The organism is Chitinophaga sp. CCNWYY40 (assembly GCF_037483205.1).
In the GTDB taxonomy this organism is placed as follows: domain Bacteria; phylum Bacteroidota; class Bacteroidia; order Chitinophagales; family Chitinophagaceae; genus Chitinophaga; species Chitinophaga ginsengisegetis.
In genome coordinates, this window is sequence record NZ_JBBHLF010000007.1 from 366093 (window position 1) to 392701 (window position 26609).

Annotated in this window: 26 protein-coding genes; 3 read left to right on the plus strand and 23 right to left on the minus strand. The window is 46.2% G+C overall.

The features are described from left to right. Positions 1–27: 27 nt before the first annotated feature. Entirely contained in the window at positions 28–3429 is a 3402-nt protein-coding gene (locus V7S65_RS27075; RefSeq protein WP_336388930.1) for a methylmalonyl-CoA mutase family protein, read from the minus strand. Between the two features lie 641 nt (positions 3430–4070). After that, positions 4071–4790 (minus strand): NUDIX hydrolase, encoded by a 720-nt coding sequence (locus V7S65_RS27080; protein WP_079471168.1) that lies wholly within the window; start codon positions 4788–4790, stop codon positions 4071–4073. Between the two features lie 165 nt (positions 4791–4955). On the opposite strand from V7S65_RS27080, the gene ligA reads away from it, so the two are divergent. Continuing rightward, positions 4956–7064 carry an NAD-dependent DNA ligase LigA gene (gene ligA / locus V7S65_RS27085; protein WP_336388929.1) on the plus strand — a complete coding sequence of 703 codons (2109 nt, stop codon included), beginning with the start codon at positions 4956–4958 and terminating at the stop codon, positions 7062–7064. Positions 7065–7112: 48 nt separating this feature from the next. Next, positions 7113–7550 (plus strand): nucleoside deaminase, encoded by a 438-nt coding sequence (locus V7S65_RS27090; RefSeq protein ID WP_079471170.1) that lies wholly within the window; start codon positions 7113–7115, stop codon positions 7548–7550. Here the strand turns inward: V7S65_RS27090 and V7S65_RS27095 are convergent, their stop codons facing one another. The 3 genes from V7S65_RS27095 to V7S65_RS27105 form a co-directional block, all read right to left on the minus strand. Beyond that, positions 7551–8480 carry an SPFH domain-containing protein gene (locus V7S65_RS27095; RefSeq protein WP_111577358.1) on the minus strand — a complete coding sequence of 310 codons (930 nt, stop codon included), beginning with the start codon at positions 8478–8480 and terminating at the stop codon, positions 7551–7553. A 115-nt stretch (positions 8481–8595) separates the two neighbouring features. After that, entirely contained in the window at positions 8596–8811 is a 216-nt protein-coding gene (locus tag V7S65_RS27100) for a hypothetical protein (protein ID WP_079471172.1), read from the minus strand. A 192-nt stretch (positions 8812–9003) separates the two neighbouring features. Continuing rightward, complete coding sequence (locus V7S65_RS27105; RefSeq protein WP_111577357.1) at positions 9004–9708, minus strand: LuxR C-terminal-related transcriptional regulator; 705 nt, start codon at positions 9706–9708, stop codon at positions 9004–9006. A 291-nt stretch (positions 9709–9999) separates the two neighbouring features. Here V7S65_RS27105 and V7S65_RS27110 point away from each other — a divergent pair, with 291 nt between their 5' ends. Further along, a complete protein-coding gene (locus V7S65_RS27110) occupies positions 10000–10605 on the plus strand; it encodes a superoxide dismutase (RefSeq protein WP_079471174.1) in 606 nt (201 codons plus the stop codon). An 82-nt stretch (positions 10606–10687) separates the two neighbouring features. On the opposite strand, the gene V7S65_RS27115 is transcribed toward V7S65_RS27110, so the two are convergent. The 18 genes from V7S65_RS27115 to V7S65_RS27200 all read right to left on the minus strand — a co-directional run bounded on the left by V7S65_RS27115 (position 10688) and on the right by V7S65_RS27200 (position 26603). Further along, entirely contained in the window at positions 10688–10954 is a 267-nt protein-coding gene (locus V7S65_RS27115) for a 3-keto-disaccharide hydrolase (protein WP_310006348.1), read from the minus strand. Continuing rightward, positions 10951–11169 (minus strand): hypothetical protein, encoded by a 219-nt coding sequence (locus tag V7S65_RS27120; protein ID WP_336388928.1) that lies wholly within the window; start codon positions 11167–11169, stop codon positions 10951–10953. Before V7S65_RS27120 ends, V7S65_RS27115 begins: the two co-directional genes overlap by 4 nt. A 15-nt stretch (positions 11170–11184) precedes the next feature. Beyond that, entirely contained in the window at positions 11185–12576 is a 1392-nt protein-coding gene (locus tag V7S65_RS27125; protein WP_111577356.1) for a Gfo/Idh/MocA family protein, read from the minus strand. A gap of 187 nt (positions 12577–12763) precedes the next feature. Beyond that, positions 12764–14437, minus strand: a complete 1674-nt coding sequence (locus V7S65_RS27130) for a S41 family peptidase (RefSeq protein WP_079471176.1) — start codon at positions 14435–14437, stop codon at positions 12764–12766. A 47-nt stretch (positions 14438–14484) separates the two neighbouring features. Next, positions 14485–14715: a membrane protein insertion efficiency factor YidD gene (yidD, locus tag V7S65_RS27135; RefSeq protein ID WP_079471177.1), complete on the minus strand. Its 231-nt coding sequence runs from the start codon at positions 14713–14715 to the stop codon at positions 14485–14487. Between the two features lie 108 nt (positions 14716–14823). Next, positions 14824–15216, minus strand: a complete 393-nt coding sequence (locus tag V7S65_RS27140; RefSeq protein ID WP_079471178.1) for a ribonuclease P protein component — start codon at positions 15214–15216, stop codon at positions 14824–14826. Between the two features lie 13 nt (positions 15217–15229). Then, positions 15230–15385 carry a 50S ribosomal protein L34 gene (gene rpmH, locus V7S65_RS27145; RefSeq protein WP_012788729.1) on the minus strand — a complete coding sequence of 52 codons (156 nt, stop codon included), beginning with the start codon at positions 15383–15385 and terminating at the stop codon, positions 15230–15232. A 182-nt stretch (positions 15386–15567) separates the two neighbouring features. Beyond that, positions 15568–16077: an OmpH family outer membrane protein gene (locus V7S65_RS27150; RefSeq protein ID WP_079471179.1), complete on the minus strand. Its 510-nt coding sequence runs from the start codon at positions 16075–16077 to the stop codon at positions 15568–15570. 57 nt (positions 16078–16134) lie between these two features. Next, the gene (locus V7S65_RS27155) at positions 16135–16650 is read right to left on the minus strand and encodes an OmpH family outer membrane protein (protein WP_079471180.1); all 516 of its coding nucleotides are present in this window, start codon (positions 16648–16650) and stop codon (positions 16135–16137) included. A gap of 64 nt (positions 16651–16714) precedes the next feature. After that, entirely contained in the window at positions 16715–19471 is a 2757-nt protein-coding gene (locus tag V7S65_RS27160; protein WP_079471181.1) for a BamA/OMP85 family outer membrane protein, read from the minus strand. Continuing rightward, positions 19452–20213, minus strand: coding sequence for an isoprenyl transferase (locus tag V7S65_RS27165; protein WP_181784980.1), 762 nt, complete (start codon positions 20211–20213; stop codon positions 19452–19454). The genes V7S65_RS27160 and V7S65_RS27165 overlap by 20 nt, the downstream gene beginning before the upstream one ends. Before the next feature lie 220 nt (positions 20214–20433). Continuing rightward, the gene (gene porG, locus V7S65_RS27170; protein ID WP_079471182.1) at positions 20434–21300 is read right to left on the minus strand and encodes a type IX secretion system protein PorG; all 867 of its coding nucleotides are present in this window, start codon (positions 21298–21300) and stop codon (positions 20434–20436) included. A 156-nt stretch (positions 21301–21456) separates the two neighbouring features. After that, entirely contained in the window at positions 21457–22347 is an 891-nt protein-coding gene (locus tag V7S65_RS27175) for an NAD kinase (protein ID WP_079471183.1), read from the minus strand. A gap of 35 nt (positions 22348–22382) precedes the next feature. Beyond that, positions 22383–23795 carry a POTRA domain-containing protein gene (locus tag V7S65_RS27180; RefSeq protein WP_336388927.1) on the minus strand — a complete coding sequence of 471 codons (1413 nt, stop codon included), beginning with the start codon at positions 23793–23795 and terminating at the stop codon, positions 22383–22385. Positions 23796–23876: 81 nt separating this feature from the next. Beyond that, entirely contained in the window at positions 23877–24536 is a 660-nt protein-coding gene (locus V7S65_RS27185) for a CBS domain-containing protein (protein ID WP_079471185.1), read from the minus strand. 117 nt (positions 24537–24653) lie between these two features. Then, the gene (locus tag V7S65_RS27190) at positions 24654–25430 is read right to left on the minus strand and encodes an alpha/beta fold hydrolase (RefSeq protein WP_079471186.1); all 777 of its coding nucleotides are present in this window, start codon (positions 25428–25430) and stop codon (positions 24654–24656) included. Between the two features lie 71 nt (positions 25431–25501). Then, positions 25502–26044 (minus strand): CvpA family protein, encoded by a 543-nt coding sequence (locus V7S65_RS27195; RefSeq protein ID WP_079471187.1) that lies wholly within the window; start codon positions 26042–26044, stop codon positions 25502–25504. 106 nt (positions 26045–26150) lie between these two features. Further along, on the minus strand, positions 26151–26603 hold the full coding sequence (locus tag V7S65_RS27200) for a GatB/YqeY domain-containing protein (RefSeq protein ID WP_079471188.1): 453 nt from the start codon (positions 26601–26603) through the stop codon (positions 26151–26153). Positions 26604–26609 lie beyond the last annotated feature (6 nt).

Genomic DNA, 26609 nt, shown 5'->3' on the forward strand with positions numbered 1-26609 from the left:
ATACAGGCTTTTATAATAGTGTTAAGATTACATATTTCTCCGGTACTGCCCTCCTACTTCATACAGTGCATGCGTGATCTGCCCTAATGAGCAATGCTTCACCGTTTCCATCAGTTCCGCAAAGAGATTGCCATTGCTAACAGCCACCTGCTGTAATTGTTTAAGTGCAGCGGCGCTCTTATGCTGATGCCTTTGCTGGAAGGCTTCGAGGGTATGGATCTGGAATTCCTTTTCTTCTGTGGTAGAGCGGATCACTTCTGCCGGGATAATAGTAGGCGATCCGTTTTTATTCAGGAAAGTATTTACGCCTACGATCGGGAATTCGCCAGTATGTTTCAGCGATTCATAGTACAGGCTTTCTTCCTGTATTTTGTTACGCTGATACATTCTTTCCATAGCGCCTAATACGCCGCCACGTTCGGTGATGCGGTTGAATTCCGTTAACACGGCTTCTTCCACCAGGTCGGTAAGTTCTTCGATGAAGAACGCTCCCTGTACCGGGTTTTCGTTTTTAGCGGTACCCAGTTCACGGTTAATGATGAGCTGTATGGCCATTGCCCTTCTCACACTTTCTTCCGTAGGTGTGGTAATGGCTTCATCATATGCGTTGGTGTGCAGGGAATTACAGTTATCGTAAATCGCATACAGTGCCTGCAGCGTAGTGCGGATATCGTTAAAATCAATTTCCTGTGCGTGTAAACTGCGACCGGAAGTTTGAATGTGATACTTCAGTTTCTGGGAGCGGTCGTTTCCTTTGTATTTATACTTAATGGCCTTAGCCCAGATACGGCGGGCCACACGTCCGATCACCGCATACTCAGGGTCCATACCATTGCTGAAGAAGAACGACAGGTTTGGCGCAAAATCATCGATGTTCATGCCGCGGCTCAGGTAATACTCTACGTAGGTAAAACCGTTTGCCAGGGTAAACGCCAGTTGCGTGATAGGATTGGCGCCGGCTTCTGCAATATGGTAGCCGGAAATGCTGACAGAATAGAAGTTGCGGACTTTTTGCGTAATGAAATATTCCTGTACATCCCCCATCAGTTTTAATGCAAATTCTGTAGAAAAGATACAGGTGTTTTGCGCCTGGTCTTCCTTCAGGATATCTGCCTGCACGGTGCCACGAACTGTGCTGAGAGCATGCGCTTTGATCTTTTCATATACATCTTTGTCCAGTACTTCTTCTCCCGAAATCCCCAACAGCTGTAAACCCAGGCCATCGTTACCTGCCGGCAGATCGCCGCTGTAGTGTGGCAGCGGATGATCTTTAAATTTAGTTTTGATGAGGGCCTTTACTTTTTCGGTAAGTCCCTGTTCTTTGATATATTTTTCACATTGCTGATCAATGGCGGCATTCATGAAAAACGCCAGCAGTATGGGCGCAGGACCGTTGATGGTCATGGATACCGATGTTTTCGGATCGCAGAGATCGAAGCCGCTGTATAACTTTTTGGCGTCGTCTACAGTGGCGATGCTCACACCGGAGTTGCCTACTTTACCGTAGATATCAGGGCGCACTGCCGGATCTTCGCCGTAAAGGGTAACGCTGTCGAACGCAGTAGACAGCCGCTTTGCCGGCTGGTCGAGTGATACATAGTGAAAACGTTTGTTCGTCCTTTCCGGGCCGCCTTCCCCGGCAAACATGCGGGTAGGGTCTTCTCCTTCGCGTTTCAACGGGAATACACCTGCAGCGTAAGGGAATTCACCGGGCAGGTTTTCGGTGAGCTGCCAGCGGAGAATATCGCCCCAGTCTTTATACTTAGGCAGCGACACCTTTGGAATACGGCTGTGGCTGAGACTTTCGCTGTACAGCGGTAGTTTGATCACTTTGTCTCTTACCTGGAACTCGTAAAAGTCGGCGGTATATTTCTTTACCAGTACAGGCCAGTCTTCCACCAGTTTTTTACATTCCGGGTGTAATGATTTTTCCAGGTGGGCTTTGATGTCGGCCAGTGCGGCGGCGGATGCCGGATGCAGGGCCATTACGCCTTCCACCTGGTATAGCTGTGTAGCCAGTTTGCATTGCTCATCCACCCATTTGCTGTAATCGCCGATGGCTTCGGAGATCTCCGCCAGGTAACGTACCCTCGCCGGTGGGATGATCTGTGATTTGGTAGAAGTGGATTTGATGCTTTCATGCGCCATAGGTCCGAAGCTGGCGCCGGTTTTCTCTTCCACTTTTTCCATTACTTTTTCAAACAACAGGTTGATACCTGCGTCATTGAACTGGGAGGCAATAGAGCCTACCACCGGCAATTCTTCTTCTTTGGCGTTCCAGAGGTTGTGGTTACGCTTATATTGTTTACGCACATCGTGCAGGGCATCCAGTGCGCCGGCCTTGTCAAATTTGTTGATGGCAATTACGTCGGCATAGTCCAGCATGTTGATCTTCTCCAGCTGGGAAGCGGCGCCATATTCCGGTGTCATCACATACAGCGAAACATCGCAATAGTCTGTGATGGCGGTATCGCTCTGACCAATACCGGATGTTTCCAGGATAATAAAATCGTATGCTGCCAGTTTGCAGATATCGATGGCTTCCTGGATATGTTCACTGATGGCTTTGTCGCTTTCGCGGGTGGCCAGTGAACGCATGTAGGCGCGCGGGTGGTGGATGGAATTCATCCGGATCCGGTCGCCCAGTAAAGCGCCGCCGGTCTTCTTCTTGGAAGGGTCCACCGAAATCACGGCTACGGTTTTATCGGTCGTATGATTGAGGTAGCGGCGAACCAGTTCATCTGTTACGCTGCTTTTACCGGCGCCACCTGTTCCGGTGATACCGAGTACAGGAGATCTTTCCGGATCTGCGGCGGTGTGGGTAATGTGAGTGCCGGCCGCTTCATCTACTGTAACAGCAGTTCTTGCTTTTTGCCCGGTGAGCATAGCCACCGGCATATCGTTTTCTGCCAGGCTGATAGCCCTGGCAATGATCTTAGGATTTTTGTCTGCCTGCAGTTGCGGGATGTCTTCTACGCCGGCGCCGGCAGTTAATGGTTTGATAGCAATATCGCACTGGCTGATCAGGTCTTCAATCATGCCTTCCAGTCCCATTTGCCGGCCATCGTCCGGTGAGTAGAGGCGGGCAATACCGTAGGCATGCAGTTCTGCTATTTCTACCGGGAGAATGGTACCGCCACCGCCGCCAAAGATCTTGATGTGGCCGCAACCCTTTTCCTGGAGCAGGTCGTACATGTATTTAAAGAATTCCACGTGGCCTCCCTGGTAGGAGGTTACGGCTATACCCTGTGCATCTTCCTGGATGGCACAGTCTACGATTTCTGCTGCAGAGCGGTTATGTCCCAGGTGAATCACCTCGGCTCCTTTTGCCTGCATAATGCGCCGCATGATATTGATGGCCGCATCATGCCCGTCGAATAAAGCTGCCGCTGTTACAATGCGAACCTTATGTTGTGGTGTATAAGACATATCAATTACCGGATTTTTGACCAGGGATTTCATGCTTCCTGCATGAAATCCGCGAAGAATGCAAGTTACGGAAAAACCAGCTGAACTGCCGGTATAGCGTGGGTTTGCCCAGAATTAGAATTGATTGAACAGGCGCCGGATCTTATTGCAAAATATTTAACTGATCCCGGATCGGGTTAGTATTTCCCTAAAACAACTTTCCCCTGTACATTACCTGTACAAGGGAAAGCGTAAAGTAAGACACAAGGCATTAATGCTTAGCAGTCTTATGTTTCATAACGTGGAACTATAAAATCAAACTAGTGATAAATGATTTATAGTCTTCAAATCTGTTAAATGGAATTTTCTACATACGGCAATAAAACAAACGAAAAAAATGCTTTTGGCGAACAAGTTAAATTTTGGTTTTATAACTGACGGTTGTTTGCTTCTTAAGATGTGTATATCTTACACAATCTTACTTAAAATTTTGTTAAAAACAAACTTTTTTTTCTATTTAGATAGAAAATTAACACAGCTGTTTTTGGGCATGCGAGAGCAATGTCAAATCCTCCGTGGCAGAGGATTTTGGCCTCATTTAAATTAACCGAAATGGCAGAGATTGCAAAAGTGAGGGAGAAAAAAATATTACAACAGCAGTTTTAGAAGCCTATCCCGAGATAACGCTTCTTTCTTTGGTCATATTTATCAAAATTAAATTTATAGAGCTTTGCCGGACGATGAGGCACATCTTCTTCTTCTTCATTCAAATCCATCAGTAAATCCATCGATAAAAACTTCTTCCTGAAATTACGACGGTCCAGTTCCATGTCCAGGATAGCTTCGTAAAGGTTCTGTAACTCGCGGAGGGAAAATTTGCGGGGCAACAGGTTGAACCCGATAGGCTGTACCAGCACCTGCTGTTTAAGCCGCTCGTGACAGGTATCCAGGATCTGTTTGTGATCAAAGGCCATTTCATGCAGCTCTTTCACGCTGTGCCAGTGCAGTTCATTATTACTCATTTTCAGCTCCACATGCTCAATGTTCACCAGCGAATAATAGGCCACGGTAATCACCCGGCCTGCAGGATGCCGCTCCACCGCCCCAAAGGTTTGTACCTGCTCCATGTATACATTATCCAGCCCGGTGCGCGCTTTAAGCACCCGGTAAGCTGCTTCATCCAGCTCCTCTTCCGGCCGTACAATGTCGCCCAGCAACGACCACTTCCCCTTAAACTCTTTGAGATCCGATTCTATTAACAGTACTTTCAACTCATCGTTGTTGAATCCGAAAATAACGCAGTCAACCGAAATGGCTACCTTGAAATAATCCTTTATTTCAACGAGGTGCGTGTTGAGGTTCTTGGTGTACATAGACATCATAAAGACGTGGAATTACAGTAAACTCAGTTAATTCGATAACGCGTGGAACTATATTCAAATGAAAGAAAAAAATATCACATTTAAAACAAAAGTGCCCGGATTTTTTTCAACAGATATCCCTAACCTGAAAGATAAGTTTAAATTTACGGCTCAGTTATACCAATTATGTACACAAAGGAGATAGAAATAACCCTGACGCAGCTGGCCAAAAAGCTGCTCAGCCATTTACAGCAGGAAAAACTGCTGCAATCCATTGATGAAACCCTGGATGCCCTTCGTCGTGTAATCAGTTATAACGACTGGCGCTACTACGTGGAAAGTGAACCCGTGATCAGCGACTATGAATACGACCAGTTGTTTGCCTGGCTGAAAAAACTCGAACTGGAACATCCGGACCTTGTTACATCCGACTCTCCCACCCAGCGGGTAGCACAGGGACTCACCAAAGAATTTATCACCGTACCACACCTGGTACCCATGCTCAGCCTGGAAAACTCCTACAATGCAGATGACCTGCTGGATTGGGACCGCAAAGCACGCGAAAGCGCCGGCCTTAATGAAATTGAATACTGCATTGAACCCAAGTTCGATGGCGCCAGTATTTCACTGATCTATGAAGACGACCGGCTGACACGCGGCGCTACCCGCGGCGATGGCGTTGCAGGAGAAGACATCACCACCAATATCAAACAGATCCGCTCTATCCCCCTGTCGGCCTCCTTCTCAAAATATGGCATTCACCAGATAGAAATACGCGGGGAAGTGCTCATCAATAAAAACACCTTCAAAGCCTTTAACGATAAACGCATCGCCGACAACCAGCCCCCGCTGGCCAATCCACGCAATGCTGCCTCCGGCTCATTGCGGATGGTAGATCCCAATGAAGTAGCCAAACGCGGACTGGAAGCTTTCCTGTATCACATGAGTTACCATAACATGAACCCGGGAAAAGCAGAACCCGATGCACTCAAAACGCATAGCGGTACGCTGGAACTATTATCTACCCTCGGTTTCCGCAGCCCTGCCAAAGAAAAGAAAGTGATAAAAGGCATACAGGGCGTTATTGACTACGTGCTGAAATTTGAAACAGAACGTGATAACCTGCCGTATGAAATAGATGGCATGGTGATCAAAGTAAACGACTATAACCTGCAGGACCGGCTGGGTATGACCACCCATCACCCGCGCTGGGCTATTGCCTATAAATTCAAGGCCAGGCAGGCCACCAGTAAACTCCGCAGTGTGGAGTTCCAGGTGGGCCGCACCGGCTCTATCACGCCCGTGGCAAAGATCGACCCTGTGCCCATTGGCGGCGTAACCGTAGGTTCTATTTCCCTTTTTAATGAAGAAGTAATTAAAGAGAAAGACCTGAAACTGGGAGATACCGTGCTGGTGGAAAGAGCAGGAGACGTGATCCCTTATATCGTGAAATCCGTGGCCGGCCTCCGCGATGGCAGCGAGCAGGACATCATCTTTCCTACACACTGCCCCGTATGTCATGATAAGCTCGTAAAGCCGGAAGGGGAAAGCGTTTGGCGCTGCACCAACATCAGCTGTGAAGCACAGGTAGTAGAAAGAATGATTCACTTCGTGAGCAAGGATGCAATGGATATCAAAAGCTTTGGCGAAAGTAATGTGCGCAAATTCTTTTCATTAGGACTACTAAAAGATATACCCGGTATTTATGAACTGGATTTTGAGAAGATAGGCGCGCTGGAAGGCTTTGGTAAAAAATCACTGACCAATCTTCAATCGGCTATTGAGCAATCAAAAACGCAGCCGCTGCACCGCCTGATATTTGGCCTGGGTATCCGTTATGTAGGTGAAACCACCGCCAAAACACTCGCCAATGCAGTGAACCATATCATGGACCTGCAAAACTGGACGGAAGAACAGATCCTCGCGCTGGAAGATATAGGACCGAAAGTAGCGGGTTCTATCCGGCTGTTTTTTGCCAACAATGATAATATTGAAATGCTGAACAGGCTGGCAGCCTTAGGTATCAGCATGACGAATACAAAAAAGGAAACACATACCTCGGGTAACCTCAACGGCCAAACGTTTTTATTTACCGGCACCCTGCATAAGCTGAAACGCACCGAGGCAGAGGAAATGGTGGAACAGGAAGGCGGTAAAATAGTGAGCGGTGTGAGCAGCAAACTCAACTACCTGGTAGTAGGCGATGATGCCGGCAGTAAGCTGGAAAAGGCCAAGAAAATTAATACCATTAAGATCCTGTCGGAAGACGAGTTTCTGGCAATGATCAACAAATAATTTTTAGCCTTTGGTTGTTTTGCAATCAAAGGCTGAACACTAACAGTTATGACAGACGAACATTTTATGCGGCAGGCGATGCAGGAAGCACGCAAAGCCTTTGAAGACGGAGAAGTACCCATTGGTGCGGTAGTAGTGCTGAACAACCGCATTATTGGCCGTGGCTATAACCATGTGGAAAGATTGAACGACTGTACCGCACACGCAGAAATGATTGCGCTGACGGCCGCATTCAATACGCTCGGTAGTAAATACCTGATGGAAGCTACTTTGTATGTAACAGTGGAACCCTGCCTGATGTGTGCCGGGGCGCTATACTGGAGTAAAATAGGCAGGATTGTTTATGCCGCGGCAGATGACAAGAACAGCTACCGGAGAGCTACCGGCGACCGGTCCCCGTTTCATCCCAAAACAAAACTGGAGGCCGGTCCGTGCAGCGAAGAAAGTTTACAGCTGATGAAAACCTTCTTTGAACAAAGGAGATAATTACTTTTTGGTGGAATCCATCAGCTTATTCATGCCCATCATTTGCTTCATGGTATGATCCATCCCTTCGGAAGAACCATCCAGGAAGATGACGTTTCCTTTTGAGTTTTCGGCAAAGTGTTTAATGGCTTCAGTCCACATGGAGAAGAGGATTACCGAGGTATCCAGGTTGGCCTGCTGCATTTCTTTGGCGGCCATACTCATACCCTTGGCTACTTCTTCACGGAACAAAGCCACACCCATACCGCGCAACTGCGCGGCCTGGCGCTCTGCTTCTGCTGCAATCTTGATCGCATTACCATCTGCTTCTGCCGCTTTTGTTTTGGTGATCAGTAAAGCCTGACCTTCATTTTCAGCGGCTGCTTTCAGGTTATTGGAAGCCACTACCTGCGCCATCGACTTCATGATCACTTCATCAAAAGTAATGTCATTCATCTGCAGATCCAGCAGGTGGAAACCCCATTCTTCCAGGGTTTTGTCGATCTGTTCTTTTACGTGTTCCGTAATATCTTTACGGAGTCCTAACACCTCTGCCTGTCTTTTAGTAGCTACAAATCCACGGATAGAACCTTCAATGGTGCGAACCAGCGCCTGCATGAAGCTTCTTTCATCCATAAATTTGAATGCCACGTTCTTAATTGTTTCTTCTTCCTGGTTCCACACGGCATACAGCAGCATGGCTTTAAAATACACATTGGCCTGGTCAATGGTGATAGCCTGGAATTCCAGTTCCACGGATCTGTTCTGGATGGATACCCTTTTAAATACCTTTTCAATGATGGGTATTTTCCAGTTCAGTCCGGGGAAAAGCACCCGGTTGTATTTTCCGAAGATAGTAGTGACAGCAATATTTCCCTGCTGCACCGTTACAAACGATGATAGTATGACGACTAAAGCCAGTACTATCAAAACGATCAAGATAACATTCATAGAATGATTGTTTAGGTAGGGTTTAGGCTGGTAAATATAATGAATTAAAGCCAACGGGCAGATGAGGGCATAGTTTTCCCTGTGGATATATAAAGGAAGAATACCGGTGGTTCTGTTATATTCTTTGTTTCCTTCTGAAATATATAAATACGTCGTCCAGTTCTATTTGTTTCAACTGGTACGCCAGCCGTGTTCTCAGGTCTTCCGTTTCATCTTTTATTTTTCTGTATTGATCTTTAAGGATTTCGTAGCGTGCCACAATTTCGTCCGCAGTTGCAGATTCTTCCAGTTGTAAGATGTCAAATGCTCTTTCCTCGGTTATCATAGTCATAGGGGTGTTTCAGCTAATAATCATAGCGGATGTTTAAAAAACACATGTAATATTTAATTCACTAAATTAGTGGAGTTTGAAAAACGAGCAAATACCCAATGTTGGGTATTTTTGAAATATTTAGCAATTTTTAGCAAATATTCTGCAACCAGATATTTCTCCTTAAAAGTTGGCTATCAGGAAAATACAATTTTATTCAAATCCTATCTTACGGGCAATTGCTACCAGTTCTGAGGTGTTACGCACTTTCAGTTTCAGCCGGATGTTTTTCCGGTGGGTTTCCACGGTATAACGGCTAAGGTTCAACGATTGGGCTATTTCTTTGTTGTTCAGTCCTTTTACAGCCATTCCTAATACATCTTTCTCCCGCGGGGTGAGTTTGTTGAAAAGGGTTTCATTCTGGCGGCGCATGATGGCTGCCAAAGCTTCAGACAATTGAGCATTGGTATCAATGGCATTGGTGAGATCTAAAAAGGCACAGATGATTTCCACCACCCTTCCGTTCTTATCGTGCGTAAATGGCACTTCCAGCCCAAGCAGCCACCGGTAGTCAATTTCTCCTTTTTTGCGGATGCGGGCCAGGCCGCCAAACTGTGCTTTGTTATTAATAAAGGATTGCTGTGCTACAGCTGCCAGTTTGAAGTCTTCAGGATGCATGATGTGCCGGAAAAATTCTATTCCCATACCGGTCATCTCATCAGCAGAAAAACCAACCGTTTCTGCGAGACGGTCGTTGCACCATGTCACACTTTTATTATTGTTATCGTAACTGTAAATCATGGCGGGTACATGATGTAAAACGCTCTCCAACCAATGGATACGATTTTTTAAATGCTCATTTTCCTTCTGTAAGGCATTGAGGGAAAAATGTAGCCCCGAGTCCGAGCCTGTCTGCATACTATAAGTTTTAAACAAACAATAGGTAAACAACAACTGGGCATACCTGAAAAATATGCCTGATGTTACGTCCTGTTAAACCGAGTATCCGTAAATATAAAATAATTTTCCATATGATCAAGCCCAGGCATTGATTGATTTCACTAATTATCCGGTTACCCCATTCCCTTTTTACAGTCGCCTGCAAAACATGTGGTTAACTTAATAATAAATATCTAAATTTTAACGGATTGGCAGTAAATTTGGCGACTATCAAGAAATCATATTTTAAAACCCATAAAAATTAGAGTTATGGCATTTACACTTCCGAGCTTACCCTACGCTACCGATGCGTTAGAGCCGAATTTCGATAAACTGACAATGGAAATTCATCATGGTAAGCACCACCAGGCTTATGTAGACAATCTGAACAAAGCAGTAGCAGGCACAGAAAACGAGAACAAATCGCTGGAAGAACTGGTAGCTAACGCCGGTAAAATCAGCCCGGCTGTAAGAAACAATGGCGGTGGTCACTGGAATCACAGTTTCTTCTGGACCAGCCTGGCGCCAAACGCAGGCGGTGCACCAACCGGTAAACTGGCAGATGCTATCAACAGCACCTTTGGATCTTTCGAAGCATTCCAGGAAAAATTCAGCACTGCCGGCGCTACCCGCTTCGGCTCTGGCTGGGCATGGTTAACCGTAAAGGATGGCAAACTGGAAGTTTCTTCCACGCCAAACCAGGACAACCCGCTGATGGATGTAGCTGAAGTAAAAGGCACGCCTATCCTCGGTGTAGACGTATGGGAGCATGCTTACTACCTGAAATATCAGAACCGCCGTCCGGAATACCTGAAAGCATTCTGGAACGTTGTAGACTGGAACGCCATCAGCAAACGCTACGAAGCAGCTGTATAAGCTCTCCCCAGTTCATCAAACTGTATAAAAAAATCCCGCCAGGTAAACCTTGACGGGATTTTTTATATGCTTGACCAATTGTTTATAGTTCCCTGATCTTTAAATTTTTGAACCATATTTCGCTGCCATGATCCTGCAACGCAATGTGGCCTTTTTTTGACAACCCATAACCTTTGGCATCTTTCCATTTGCCTTCCTCCTTGTGTTTCTTCCATTCAGGCGTCCACAACTCGTAGTCGGCCGTTTTCTTCCCGTTCAGCCAATGTTCCACATGACCTTTGTTCACAATGATCTTTGTGGTGTTCCATTCACCAATGGGATTGGCAGCATCTGCCAAAGGAGGATTCATAGCGTAGTTGGCGCCTGTGCGCTGCCAGGGCTCCAGCTTCTCCGGGAAATAAACAACAGTTGCCAGCCTTCCGCCTTTTCCGCCTCACTTAACACAGCCCCCGTAGAATCCGCAAGCGCAATAGCGTTCTTGTTATCGTTACTTACTGTATTGCTTCCGCAAGATGCGGCCGCAATAGTTAATACCGACAACGCAGGAACCAAAAGGTGCTTCATATATACCGTGTTTAATTACTTGTTCACTACTTTCAGATTCTTCGGATCCCAGTGGATGATCTTATTATCGAAATAGCTTTCGTTACACAGCAGCGCCGGTGCGGCAGCACGGAAACCAAATGTAGGATCTTCCGCTACTTTGCCATTGGTACGCATTGCATTAAACAGGTTGTAGAAGTGATCAAAGTGCGCGCCTTTGTACCCTTTCTCTGCTTCATAGATCATCTTTTCAGGATCCAGCATGTTCGCACGGTGATAGGCATACGATTTTCCATTGTTGGAAGCAGCTGCATTGGCAGCAGCCAGCGGATCATTTTCATCTACCTGTACGTTATTGCGGAACAGGGTTACCTTATCCCATTCTACCGTCATGGAGCCTTCGCTGCCTACCATGCGCAGGTAGTTGGTACCACCGGTACCATCCACAAAGTTTACGCGGAGCGACAGATTAAATGCAGGATGTATTTCTGTTTCAGGATAATCAAACATTCCGAGCATAATATCCGGTACTTCCCTGCCGTCTTTCCAGTAACGTAATCCACCGGTAGCCATTACTTTGTTGGGCCCGAGGGAACCGGTTACCAGGTGAAGACTGGAAAACAGATGAACAAACAGATCGCCGGAAACGCCGGTACCATAGTCTTTATAATTACGCCAGCGGAAGAAACGTAACGGGTCAAAATCGCGCTTGGGCGCATTTTTGAGGTAAGCGGTCCAATCTACTGTTTTAGTGGAAGCATCTGCAGGAATAGGATATTGCCATGCGCCGGTGGGCGACATACGTGCCCAGAAGCCTTCTGCATAATTAAGTTTACCGATAGCGCCATCTTTCAGCAGCTGCCGGGCTTTTTCATTACCCAGGGAGCTCATACCCTGGCTGCCTACCTGGTATACTACCTTTCCGTTGCGTTGCTGCGCTTCCACTACTGCAGGGCCTTCGGTGATATCATGTACCATCGGCTTTTCGCAATACACGGATTTGCCTTTATTCATAGCTGCCACAGAAATATCTTTGTGCCAGAAGTCCGGCACTGCGATGATCACGGCATCAATGTCTTTTCTGTCCAGGATATCCTGGTAACTGCGGGTAGTGTAAATATCATTACCCCATTTCTTTTTTGCATCAGCCAAACGGCCATCATACAAATCACAGGCGGCTATCAGCTTTACACCGGGCACGGTGATCGCCGTATTGGCATCTGCTGTTCCCATACCACCGGCACCTATCAGTGCAATCTGTATCTGGTCATTCGGACTGTATTTTTCTTTCAGGCGGGAAAGTGATTGAATGTTTCTTTGCTTATCAGCTGCGGTCAGGATACTTGGCAGCAGTGACGCTCCTACTACTCCCTTGGCAAATTTACTGATGAAACTCCGGCGAGAGTCTTCATTGGAATTTACTGGCATGATAACCCATTTAGATTGAGAAATGATATGTGTTTATTATTCACTGGACTCTCAAAATATAATTATTCTACGGGAATTCATAATTTATATGAGAATTGGAAAAGGAGGAATAATGAAGCCTGCAAACAAACTCCGGTGACAACCGGGGCATGTTTGCAGGCTTCAATGTTATCAGCAACGGGGGCGATTACTTCGCTACCGCAAGCAGTTGCTTATATTTTGATGGATTATGCAATAAGTCGATAGCGGTATTTACTTCGTTATCCCATTCGAGCGACCTGATAATACGGCCTCTCTGCAAATAATAGCGGTTCACTATTTCTTCTTCCAGTAACCGTTTTATTTCTGTTTTATTCTTCAGCAGATCCTGCTTCTTATCGTGTTTCATTTTCGCTTCGAGTGTTTCCAGCTCTTTGGCGATGGCATCATAATACTTCTCTTTTTTTGCGGTGCTTTTGAAAGAATCCAGGGCTTCTTCGCTACGTGTTTTATAGCTGTAATCTTTGTTCTCAAGATAGCGCTCAAAATCTTCGAAGTCGCTTTCAGAGAGCGCAAAAGAGCCGGCAGCAGCTATTTTCGGATGACGATAGTAGTAGCTGGTGGCGTAATCAAAAATAAATTGTTTGCGGATGAGGGTAATGGCTACCTGGCTGATGTAGGTAGGATCTACTTTGGCATCCGGTTCAATGCCGCCGCCATCTTTTACGGCGCGGCCACCTGCGGTGGTAAATGACTTACGCAGGGAATCCGGCACATAGTCTACACTGCCATCATCGTTGCGGTGTGAGTAGTCGATAGCCTGGATACAGCGGCCACTTGGCGTATAATATTTAGCAGTAGTTACTTTTAGTTTGGTATTGTAGGGCAGCTGACGGGTGGTTTGCACCAGGCCTTTCCCGTAGGAGCGTTGTCCTATTACCAGTCCGCGGTCGAGATCCTGTACGCTGCCGGCCACTATTTCAGCGGCAGAAGCAGAGGAGTGATTGGTGAGCACAGTTAACGGGAGGTGCAGGTCTACCGGTTGTTCGGATGTTTCGTAGTTACGGTCCCAGTTCTTTACTTTTCCTTTGGTGCTTACAATGAGTTTATTTTTATCTACAAAGATGTTGGCTACCACAACGGCTTCATCCAGTAATCCGCCGGGGTTGCCGCGCAGGTCGAGGATCATGCCTTTTAAAGCGGGGTTGGTTTGTTTCAGTTGTTCCACCGCTTTGCGTACCATAGCGCCGCTGTTCTCTGTGAACTGGGTCATTTTGATATAGCCGATATCATTTTTCAGGATGCCTGCATAGCTGACAGCCTTCACATTAATTTCCTCGCGGATGATTTTTTTAGGGGTTTCCACACCGGTTACCGGGTTGCGGAACACCATGTCCAGCGGGGTACCGGCAGCGCCTTTAAGCTGCCTGCTGATTTCTTCCTGGGCTACATTTTTGCTGGACTTGCCATCCATACTCACGATAATATCGCCTGGTTTTACGCCGGCCCTGTCCATAGGGCTGCCTTCGTATACATCGGTGATGGAGGTCCATTCGCCGCTGGTGTTGATGGAGGCGCCTACACCGCCGTATTTACCGGTGGCCATAAATTTAAGATCGTCCAGGTTTTCTTCGGAAACAAAATCTGTAAATGGATCTGTTTCTTCCAGCATAGCTTCAATGCCTTTCCGCATCACTTTTTCAGGAGGGAGGTCATCTACGTAATACGTATTCAGTTCCCGGTAGAAAGCGGCGAATATGTCCAGGTTTTTGGCAATCTGGAAATACTTATCGTTTTCATTGAAAGCGAAGATCCCTGCTGTTGTAATGATCAGGAGCAGAGCCGCTGTCAGTTTCCTTCTTTTATTAAAAAACGCACGCATGCAACGAGTGTATAAGATGAATGATAGTAGTTGGCAACCGGTAATAATTATGGTACCGGATCATATCCATGTCCACCCCAGGGGTGGCATGACAAGATACGCTTTATGGTGAGATAGCCGCCTTTGAAAGGGCCATATTTTTTAAATGCTTCCAGCCCGTATTGTGAGCAGGTGGGGGTATAACGGCATTTACTGCCCAGAAGGGGCGAGATAAACCATTGATAAATTTTTATCAGGAAGATAAAAGGGAAACTAAGCCAGCGCACAACACGATTCATAAGCAGCTTTTAGCAGTTAGCTTTTCGCCAGTAAAAAATAAGCGGGCCATTTAACGGAATGTCAAATACCGGTTTTGCTGCAATCAGCTAAAAGCTAACTACTAAGTACTAAATGCTGGTTTGCAGCTTTTTTAAAATTACCGAAATTTTGTCTTTCAGGGTAGAAAAACCGGCGATTTTTTTGTCGGTGTAGATGAGGAAAACGGCGATCTGTTTTGATTCAGACCGGAGGTGGTCGTAGAGTTCCTGCTTTTGCAGGCGCCAGGCTTCACGGCCCAGGCGTTTGATGCGGTTCCGGTCTACCGCATGGGGAAACCGGCGGGTAGCGGCGCTAAAGCCTACCTGCACGGGGTATTTACCCGGTTCTTTCAACGGCATGTAAACAACCCGGTAGGGAAAAACAGAAAACGCTTTTCCTTCACGAAAAAGCGTTTCAATAAGTTTTCTGCTTTTTAACCTTTCTTCCTTAGTAAAAGAATAAGTTTTTATGGCAAATAGTATTTAGCTACTACAATTATTTCAGCTTACGCTCGTCAGAAACAGTCAGCTTCTTACGACCTTTTGCTCTACGGGAAGCCAATACCTTACGGCCATTAGCAGTTTCCATTCTCTTTCTGAAGCCGTGAACGCTCTTTCTGCGTCTGTTATGCGGTTGAAAAGTACGTTTCATTTCTTTTTTTTGTTTTTACCTGTACTATACTAAAACTCCCGTGTTAAAGGATTGTGGTTTTTAAAACGGAAGGCAAAGGTAGCAGAAAATATTTGAAAAGTAAAATTAAAATACGAATTCTTAAATGTAAAGGTGGAATGCAGCTTTCACCACATTCCACCTTTAAGTATTAAGAATTTTAATTATTTAACTCCCAGTTTGGTCTTTACAGCAGCCAGGATATCGTCTGCAGCAGGAGAAACCAGCAGCATACCGGCAGAGCTGTCGATTACGTAGTTGTAACCTTTTTCTTTTGCTACATCTTCAATTGCCTTACGGGCTTTATCGTAGATGGGTTTCAGCAGTTCCTGCTGTTTAGCCTGTACTTTCTGTTCAGCGCCTTCACGGTAGTCCTGGATACGTTTCTGGGCATCCTGGATTTCACGGCCTTTGATTTCTTTCATGTTGTCGGTCATAGTGGCCGCTTTATCATCGAATTCCTTCATTTTCTTCGTATACTCATCTACCAGTGCTTTTCCATCACCTTCCAGTCCCTGTGCAAAAGTTTGCAGATCAGTTTCTGCCTTTTTGGCTTCCGGCATGCTTGCTACCAGTGCCTGTGCATTGATATGCGCTACTTTGGATTGTGCCATTGCATTCACGCTGAACAAACCGGTAACCGCCACAAAAGCAATAATTACATACTTCTTCATGATGTTGTCTGTGTTTAAAAAAATTTAAATACTTATAGTTAAAAAATAGGTACGGGTTTATTTCTTGACTCCCAATGATTTCAGAATTTCTTCGCTTTTATCCAGCTTGGGATCAGAAAATATAACGGTGGCGCCTGCAGCCTTATCCAGTACAAAATCATACATCCTGCCCGCAGAAAGCTTCTGCACCGCATTGTAAATCTTATCCTGAATGGGCTTTACCAGTTCTTCCCTCTTTTTGAAAAGATCACCTTCGTAACCGAAACGCTTCTTCTGCAAATCCTTTGCCTCTTTTTCCCGGGCTACTATTTCATCCTCCCGTTTACGTTTCAATTCTTCTGTGAGCATTACCTGTTCTGCCTGGTAAGACTTGTACATCTTATCCACTTCCTGGAACTTAGCGTCAATTTCCTTCTGCCATTGCTCCGCAACTGCGTCCAGCTTTTTCTGTGACTCCTTGTATTCCGGAATGCTTTCCAGGATATATTTTGTATCTATCACGCAATAGCGCTGTGCACTTGCTGCACCGCCCATAGCCAGCACAATAGCGGCTGTAATAAATAATTTCTTCATGCTACAATAATTTTTCGCAAAACCAAATGACGGTTAAACTTGCAATATATAATTATTTTCCACATTATTCTGGTTCAAACCCGAGCATAAATGTAAACTTAGCAGCGTCTTTTAAACCACCACCCGGCTGGAGACGGTCAAACCCGATACCATAGTCAAATCCAAGCAATCCAAACATCGGCAGGTAGAAACGCATACCAATACCAGCCGAACGGCGTAATCTGAACGGGTTGTACTCATTCAGGTCTTTATAACCGTTGGCTGCTTCCAGGAAGGCCAAACCAAAGATGGTGGAGCTGGGATTTAAACTGAACGGATACCGCAGTTCCATCACATACTTATTAAATACGGTGAAGCCGGAATAGTTGGCAGGCTGACCGTTTTCAGGATTGATGCTCGGATCGGAGGTGTAATACACCGGGTAACCTCTCTGGGAGATGATATCACGGTCGTAGATAGCGAAGTTACTCAAACCATCACCACCCATTTCAAACCGGCCGAAAGGCGACAGGGTTGTACGGTTGTTGTAACGGCCGATGTAACCAAATTTCGCAGCTACTTTCAATACAAACGTTTTGTTATCGCTACCCATCGGACGGCTCAAAGGCACGTACCACTCTGCGTTAAAGCGGTATTTCTGGTACTCAATAAATTTAAACTGCTCAGAAGCCGGCTCCTTGGAGTAATCCTTGTCGGGATTAAACAGGGAGTATGGCGGCGTATACTGCGCAGATACCATGAAGTTGGAACCACTGCGCGGGAAGATCTGCTGATCCACAGAAGAACGGGACAGCGTCAGTTTGATGTTGACGTTGTTGGACGTACCGCTTTCAAACCCGGGAATACCAAAGTAGTTATAGTTCTTCAGCTTATACTGCTGATAGTTCACGGAATAGATCAGGGTGAAATAGTCATCCGGCCATTTCAGCTGTTTACCCAGTGATACAGAGGCGCCCAGCACTTTAAAGTGACCATTTGTAGAGGTGGTGGTATCGCCCGGCAGCTTATAATAATCGTTGTATGCGTAAGGGTTCTGGTAACTGCTGTAGAGACTTACAGAAAACTGGTTCCTTTTTTTACCTCCCAGCCACGGTTCTGTGAAGGAGAAGTTGTAGGAACGGTATGCTTTACCATTGGAAGATACACGTACAGAGAGTTTCTGTCCGTCGCCGCTTGGCAATGGATCCCAGGTTTCTTTTTTGAAGATATTACGCAGGGAGAAGTTGTTGAAGGTAACACCGAGGGTACCGGTTAAACCGATATAACCACCCCAACCGGCTGATAGTTCCAGCTGGTCATTGGCTTTTTCTTCCACGGTATAATCAATATCCACGGTACCATCCTGAACGTTTGGTACGGGGTTCATGCCGATCTTTTCCGGGTTGAAGAAGCCGAGGTTAGCAATTTCACGGTTGGAACGGATCAGATCCTGGCGGCTGAATTTTTCACCCGGAATGGTACGCAGTTCACGGCGGATAACGTGTTCGTTGGTCTTCTCGTTACCGGCTATACGTACTTCCTTGATGGTTGCCTGCGGTCCTTCACGTAAACGGATTTCGTAATCGATGGTATCGCCACGGATGCCGATTTCCACCGGATCAATCTGGAAGAAAAGGTAGCCATAGTCCATGTAGTAGCCGCTGATATCGCCGCCTTCCTGTGACATTTGTTTACCGATTCTTTTTTCCAGCAGTTCCAGGTTATAGATATCTCCTTTTTTGATGCCGAGGATACGGGTCAGTACGGAGTCGGAATAACGGGTATTTCCTTTCCAGGTAATATCACCGAAATAATATTTTTTACCTTCAGAAATCTGCATGTCTACATTCAGATTCTGTGAGTGGGTTTTATAGGTGGTATCTCTTACAATCACCGCATCACGATAACCTTTGGAGTTATAGAGCCCGATCACTTTACCTTTATCTTCGAAGTATTTGTTTTCGTTGAATTTGGCAGAGCTGAACAGTTTAAAGCGGAAATAAGGATCCAGTTTCTCAAATGCGCGGGTAGGCTGCAGGAAGCCATAGGTTTGCCAGAAATCATCCGGCTGGGCCAGGGAATCCACATATACGTGTTCCATATCCGGGTGAAGCGTGAAGCGGGAACGTTCTTTGGTTCCTTTCATCTTCTTCTTGATCTTGGAGTCGGCTATGCTTTCGTTACCTACTATGTTGATATCCTGGATACGTACTTTACTGCCTTTGGTAACGTTAAAGATCAGGTGTTTGGAGTTTACCTGGCCGGTATCCCCTCTTTCCTCGATTTTCACGGTAGCATTTCCGAATCCTTTATCTGCATAAAATTTATGAACTACCCCGATTACGTTTTGTTTCAGGGCCTGTGTGATCACATTTCCCTTACGTAAACCGGCTTTGGTGGTGATATCGTCTGCTTCTGTTTTTTTGATTCCCCTGAAAACGAAGGAGGACATGCGGGGCATTTCCGTTAATCCTATTTCCAGCCAGATCTTATTGTCTTCTATTTTGGTCACATAAATGGTTACATCGGCAAACAGTCTTTGTGACCAGAGGCTCTGAATTGCCTTTGTGAACTGGTCACCGCCCGGATAAGTAACCTTATCGCCGACAGTGAGGCCGGAGAGCGACAACAGCAGTGATTTATCCAGGTATTGAGTACCGGCAACGGTGATATCGGCAATTTCGTACTGTTGCGGAATACCTGTGTTGATAGGAGAAACGGCCGGCGGATTAGCAGGGGGCTGCGTAGGAGGCACGGTATCTTTTTGCTGAGCGGATACACGAATGCCTGCACTGCAACATAATGCTATAGCCAGAAGGCCCTTAGGAAATAATTTCTTCATTCTGCTGAATTTGTTCGCTTGTTTTGCCAAAGCGCCGTTCTCTGGTTTGGTAATTTAAGATGGCTTGGTAAAGATGTTCATTGCGGAAGTCCGGCCAGCGGGTATCTGTAAAATACAGTTCCGCATAGGCCAGTTGATATAGTAGGAAGTTACTGATCCTGCATTCTCCACTGGTACGAATCATTAATTCAGGGTCCGGCAGGCCGGCGGTACAGAGATATTTTTCCCATACCTCTGGCGTCACAGCTACCGGGTCCAGGGCTCCATTTTTCACATCCAGGGCTATTTTCCTGGCTGCATTCACGATTTCCCACCTTGCACTGTAGCTAAGAGCCATAATGAGATTGAGGCCGGTATTCTGGCTGGTAAGGGCAATGGCCTCCTCCATTTCCCGCTGGCATTGGGGAGGTAACATTTCCATGTCGCCTATTACGCTCAGCCGGATATTATTTTTTGATAACGTATTCACTTCCATGCGGATAGTGTTTACGAGTAGTTCCATGATGCCATTAACTTCATAAACCGGGCGGTCCCAGTTTTCAGTAGAAAACGCGTATAGGGTCAGATAACCTATTCCCAGTTCTGCACAGGTGGTCACTATATTACGCACACTTTCTACCCCTTCGTGGTGCCCGTACAGCCTGTCTTGTCCCCGCTCCTTTGCCCAACGGCCGTTCCCGTCCATAATAATGGCTATATGGCGCGGCAACCGTTGTAAGTCCAATTTTTCCTTCAAGCTCATTTGTGTCAGGCGTATTATAACAGATTATAACAGATTAACTAAAAGGGTGCAAAGATACAAAAATAGAGTAATGACTTTTTTGGCAAAGCCTAAGAAGTTGTTTTAACGTAGTTTTAACAGCGAATTCAATACCAGTGGGGATTTTAGCAAATTCGGAGACTTATCATGGCGGTTGGCAGGTACGGAAAGGCCACCCGCAGAAAGGATTTTTTATTGTAAATTAAAATTTACAGTTGTAAGAAGTGAAAAGAATGCTGATCGTTAATTCGATGGTCACGAACTGATCCTTATCCCGGCTGTTTCCTCTTTGCCGTCCTATCACCCCGATGGGACTGCCTTTTACAGACGACCTGTCCTGCAACTGAGCCGCCACCGTGGGCTGGCCGTTGGGAAGCGCAGGGAAAGCCGCAGGGCCGGCATAAGTAGTGCTTACGTCGTCGAGATAATCCGTTTGGGTGAAGCGGTATAAAGCTTCCAGGCCCACATTTACCTTTTTGGAAATATTATATTTAAACCCTCCCCCGATCAGCCAGGCATAGGAAACCAGGCTATAGGGCTTTCGGTCCGGATACAGGGCCGTGCCTTGCCCTTCCGTGCCCAGGGGCTGTAAAAAATATTTAACCCCGTTCAGATAGGCATACGGATTATAGTGAAAAATACTGGCGCCCCCCGTCAGATAGGGCGAAAAACGTTCATATAAGCTGCCCGGTTCAAACCGGAAAAAATTAAAATCCCCCTGGAGCGACAGCTCCCATAAATTAGTATTGAAACTGAGATTCCGGCGGTTCTGGAACTCATTTTTATTATAAACATCGGAATAGCCAAGTTGCATAAACCGGGCATGAGCGCGGAGGCCCACATAGTCGTTCATGTATTTGCGGTAGTAAATCCCAATGGCTGGCTTCAGGGTGTTTAAAGCCCCCCGGGTGTTCAGGTCCCCGAAATATTGCGCGCCTCCCACGGAAAAACCCAGCTCTCCCACATATTCCAGCTCATTTTGTGCAGCAGCACGTTCCGCAAACAAACAACCGGCCGACACCAGCCATATAAAAACGATGTATTTGGAATATAGAATAGGTTTCAGCATAAATCAGTTCTACTTAAACGCTAAAATGCCGGATTTATTTAATGTATGGCTGATGATTATGCTTACTTATTTGGCGTTTGCTTTCCTCACGGGGCATAATTTCTATTACAATCAGCATGAAATGTATTTGTAAATGTAACAATATATTTTACATTTCTATATTTTAATCGTGTTCCGGGCGTCAATGCCCCAGAGTAATTTATTGCGGAGGGTGTGCAGGAAATTGCTGTCGTCCAGCCGGAGCAGGCTCAGTTTGAACTCTTCTTTTTTCACGGCCAGCTGCACCCGGTTATCGATGGTTTCCATGCGGCTGTCGAGGGTACAGAGAAACTGATCACTACGCCCTTCCACTTCAAAGGAAATGATATTGTTGTTGGGAACAATGATGGGCCGTACGTTCAGGTTATGCGGCGCCACAGGCGTGATCACAAAGTTGCCGGCGTCGGGGAATACGATGGGGCCGCCGCAGCTCAGGGAATAGCCGGTGGAGCCGGTGGGGGTGGCTACAATTAATCCATCGGCCCAGTAGGTGTTCAGGAATTCGCCGTTCAGGTAAGTATGGATCTTTACCATGGCGGAAGTATCCTTTTTATGGATGGTAAACTCGTTGAGGGCGTAAGGTACATCGCCAAATAAGGGGATGTTGGCATCCAGGTGGAGCAGCGACCGCTGGTCTACCACATACGTGCGGTTCAGCAGTGCCTGTACCAGTGCATGGATCTCTTCTTTACCGATGCTGGCCAGGAAGCCGAGGCGGCCAAAGTTGATCCCTATTACGGGAATATTGGTATCGCGTACATAACAAACGGTATCCAGCAGGGTACCGTCTCCACCGAGGCTCACCAGGAAGTCTATTTTCCCCGGCAGGTCTTCCGCGGAAGAAAACAGCGTTGGTGCGTTATCGAAAGGAATGTGTTGCTCCAGCGTATGAAAAAAAGGCTCATAAATGATGGCCTCTATCTCTGCCCGCTTTAATTCCTCCAGCAATAAGCGGATGTTTGAAATATCTTCTGTAATAAATCCCCTGCTATAAAGTGCTACCTGCATAATTTTTTAAGCTTTTTACGATCGGCTCTGAAGTGCTACATATCCACGCTCGTGTGTAAAAATAGTCCTTTTTGCCCTAACTGGTTAAAGCTGTATTCGATCCGCAGGCAGGTATCATAGAAGGAAACAATGTCCAGCCCGATGCCGCCGGTATACAGGAAACGGTTATTGAGGAAGCTGTCGCCGGGGAATTTGTTATAGGCGTAACCGGCGTCGCCAAAGGCTTTGGCGAAGATGCGCACCGGAACGGTATTAAATTTCTTTGGAACAATGGGCAGCTTTACTTTAAAAGAAAGGAGTTCCTGCCGGAGCGTTGATTTGAGAATGGCAAAGCTGGTACCGTCTATCACGTAATATTCCAGTCCGCGCAGGTAATCATCGCGGTAGCCCAGCGCCTGCTGGTTAATATACGGCTGTTCATTGGAGAGTTTGGCCACACTGCGGATACCCAGTGCTGCAAAGGTTTTGGGCCGCAGCTGCCAGTACTTGGCCATATTGAGCCGGAAATGAACATCATCCACATCATTGAGGGAGCCTATGCCTTTTTTGCCTGCTTCTGCCAGTATCCGGAATCCTTTGAGGGGATACACCCAGCTATCTGCCTTAATATAAGTAAAACGGTAGGTGATATCTATGAAACGTACGTTGGTGCGGCCTTTCCCCAGGTAGTTGGGGTTGATGATGGCTACTGAATCCGCTACTTTTTCATAGTTATAATTTACAAATACCTGGTGCCGGGTGTTGATGGCCCGGCGGTAGCTATAGTTAAGCCCGATGGTGTATACCTGGCGCAGGAAATCATCTTTCCGGAAAAACTGCTGTTTATTATTGCTGGTGCTGTCGTTCACCTCACGGTTACGGTTATAGGACGCGATGATACCGAGGCCGTGACGGAAACGTTTATCGATATACGGTATATTATACTGGAGGGCGAAGCGCTGGGTGTAACCGAACTGCAGCGCGGCGTTCAGCGCATCGTTTCGGCCGGTCAGGTTTTCCTGGGTGCCGCTTACGCCAAGATTGATGCGGCTAAGGCTGTGATTTTTTTCCACCCACCACTGGTTGAAGTTACGGTCTGCCAGTTTGAAAATGGGATAGGCGAAGGTGTACCAGCGTTCCCATACTTCAAATACCAGGTCGGCTTCGTTACCGGTCCAGTTTTTTACGTTGGCGGTAACATTGAGGAAGAGGGAGGTATTAAGTAATTGTTTTCTTCTTTCTTCCAGGGTAGTGGAGAGGTCGCGGAGATAGATGGTATCTCCGGGCACGGTGTTTATTTCCCGGAGAATGATGGACGTCCGGGTTTTCCTATTACCGGAAACGAGAATGTTACGCACTACCAGGTAGCTGGTATCCATTACAGACACAGACTGTCCTTCAGCATTTTCCGGTATCACAATTCCCAACAGGCAGACCAGGGCCAGCAGGTAGTAACAGCATCTCAGCATGTAGGTCCTTAAAACATTTTAAAAGTTGACAATAGCCAAATATAACAAAAACCAATGGCGGAAATTGTCTTTCTGAGGATTTTACATACCGATATAATTCATCAGCAGGTCGTAGTTTTTCTTCAGCAATTCTTCTTCCGGCTCTTCTGCAAAAATGTATTTGATCACATAGTTGAAGCGTTCGAAAGTGGCTACCAGACCTTGCAGTTCCTGCCGGTTTGTTTTCAGTACCACTTCGAGTTTACCGGTAACGGGGTTGGTGATGGTGTTTACGCTCAGGAGGGTCACATCATTTGATTCAGCGATACGGGCAATTTCGCTGAGGGCGTAATCGCGCGGATCTACTTCAAACGCGATGATACCACCGGGTTCCTTCACCCCGTTATATCTTGCTAAAGCTGCCAGCAGGTTATCTTTGGTAATGATACCGAGGTATTCATTTTCCTTGGTTACTACCGGGAGGGCAGACAATTTAAAGTCGTAAAAAAGTTTGAGTGCTTCAAAGAGATGAGCGTATTCCATGACAGCCGGGCGGGTACTGCTGTACTCCATAGATTCCAGGGGTACATCCGGATCTTCGAGATCCATGATATCGTCTTCTTCCACCAGGGCCAGGTATTTGCTATCTACCACCATTGGGAGCTGCGTAAGATGATACTCGTTCATCAGGCGCAGTGCCTTTGTTCCTGAATCCGAGGGATGCAGAACAGGTACTGAAGATATGAGTTCTCTGGCGATCATGTTAGCGTATTCTGATACAATAATAGTAAAGAATATGCCAACAGAAAAAGAAATTACATGTACGCGAAATCACTGCACCTGTTGGTACAGTTACCGGGATGCCGGGAAAGTGCCGGTTTAACTGGCAGGTTGAAACTTCAGTTTCTCCAGGAAAGCGTGCAGAATTTTGTTGAATTCTTCCGGCACCTCCATCATGGGAGCGTGTCCGCATTTATCAATAAACTGCAGTTCAGAATTAGGTATCAGCTTTTTAAATTCTTCGCCTACCATAGGAGGAGTAACGGTATCGTTCTGGCCCCAGATCAGTAAGGTTGGTTGTTGGATATCTTTCAGTTCATCTCCCAGGTTGTGGCGGATGGCTGATTTTGCCAGGGTGATGATCTTGATCACTTTCAGGCGGTTGTTCACTATCTCAAACATTTCGTCTACCAGTTCTTTGGTAGCTATTTTCGGATCATAGAAAGTAAGTTCTGCTTTTTTGCGGATGTATTCATAGTCGCCGCGTTTAGGATAGGTTTCGCCCATTCCATTTTCGAACAAGCCGGAGCTGCCGGTAAGGATCAGGGATTTTACGGGTGCTTCAGGGTGTTTTAACAGGTATACGATGGCTACGTGACCTCCCAGTGAATTGCCCAGCAGGTGTACATTTTTGTATCCCCTGGCTTCAATAAACTTGTGCACATATTTGGCCAGTCCGCCTACCGATGTTTCCAGGATGTTTAAATCGTACAGGGGTAACATCGGAATCACAACCTTGTTATACTGCCGGAAATATTCGATCATGTGCGAGAAATTGCTCAAAGCACCAAAAAGTCCATGCAATAATACCAGTGGTTCTCCTTCTCCTTCTTCTATAAAATTAAACTTACCCTGTGTTTTGATTTCGTAATCCATTGCCAAATCTTGAAAGTCAATTTTACGCTAAAATAATTCTTTTTATTAATCTAAATAATCTTTGGAACGAGTTATCCAGGTTGAATATGCCGGGCTGCCTGCTCAAAAAAAGATTGTAACTCAGTGAACATATTCTTAAAAACCGGGATCACACTTCCTATATGATCCAATACCCACGGGCCAATATTCTCAATATAAGGATATACCACAGATTGCAGCTTTGTTTCAGGACTCAGCCAGTATACCTGGTTGGCCATCCACAGCACTACACTATAAATTATTATAAATATAACGCTATACAACAGTATTCCGCCCAGTTTATTCAGCCAGCCCAACATTACCAGCTCTACCAACTTCTGCAGCGCCCCGGCTCCCAACCTCACGAGTAATATTACTCCCAGGAAAAGGCACACAAAGCAGATCACAGGTACCCAGCGGGAATGCATTTCCCAGTGTTCCTGTACATATAAGGCGGTAATTGCTGTTAGTTTCAGGGCTGCCGCTAATCCCAATACGGCGGCTACCAAAGAAAATAAGGCTACTATCAAACCCCGGGTGTAGCCCCGGTAGATGGCAAAAACCATGATGATAGCAAAAATAATGTCTATAGGCATGATAGAAATATAGGGAATCTGGTATTTAACTACCTGATTTTTTAGTTTCCGGGAGATGTTTACCTGCCCGGCTACCGCTCTTCAACCAGTTAAATACCAGACCGCACTATTTAGTAAGCAGTTCTTTCACCAGGGCGGAAATGGCCTTTCCGTCGGCTTTACCGGCCAGTTGTTTGGTGGCAACGCCCATTACTTTACCCATATCAGCGGGTGAGCTGGCGCCGGTGGAAGCAATAATATCTGTAATGGCTGTACGTAGTTCTGCTTCGTCCATTTGTTTGGGAAGGAAGCGTTCAATCACTACCAGCTCCTCTTCTTCTTTCACGGCAAGGTCTTCACGGTTCTGGGCACGGAAAATTTCGAGAGAATCCTTTCTTTGCTTGGCGAGCTTCTGCAACAGCTTGGACTCGTCCGCTTCGGTAAGGTCTCCGTGGGCGCCTTCTGCTGTTTTGGCTACCAGGATAGCCGCCTTGATAGCACGCAGTGCACGCAGGTCAGCTTCCTTTTTACCCAGCATCGCAGCTTTGATTTCTGCGTTGATATTTAGTTCTAATGACATATGGTT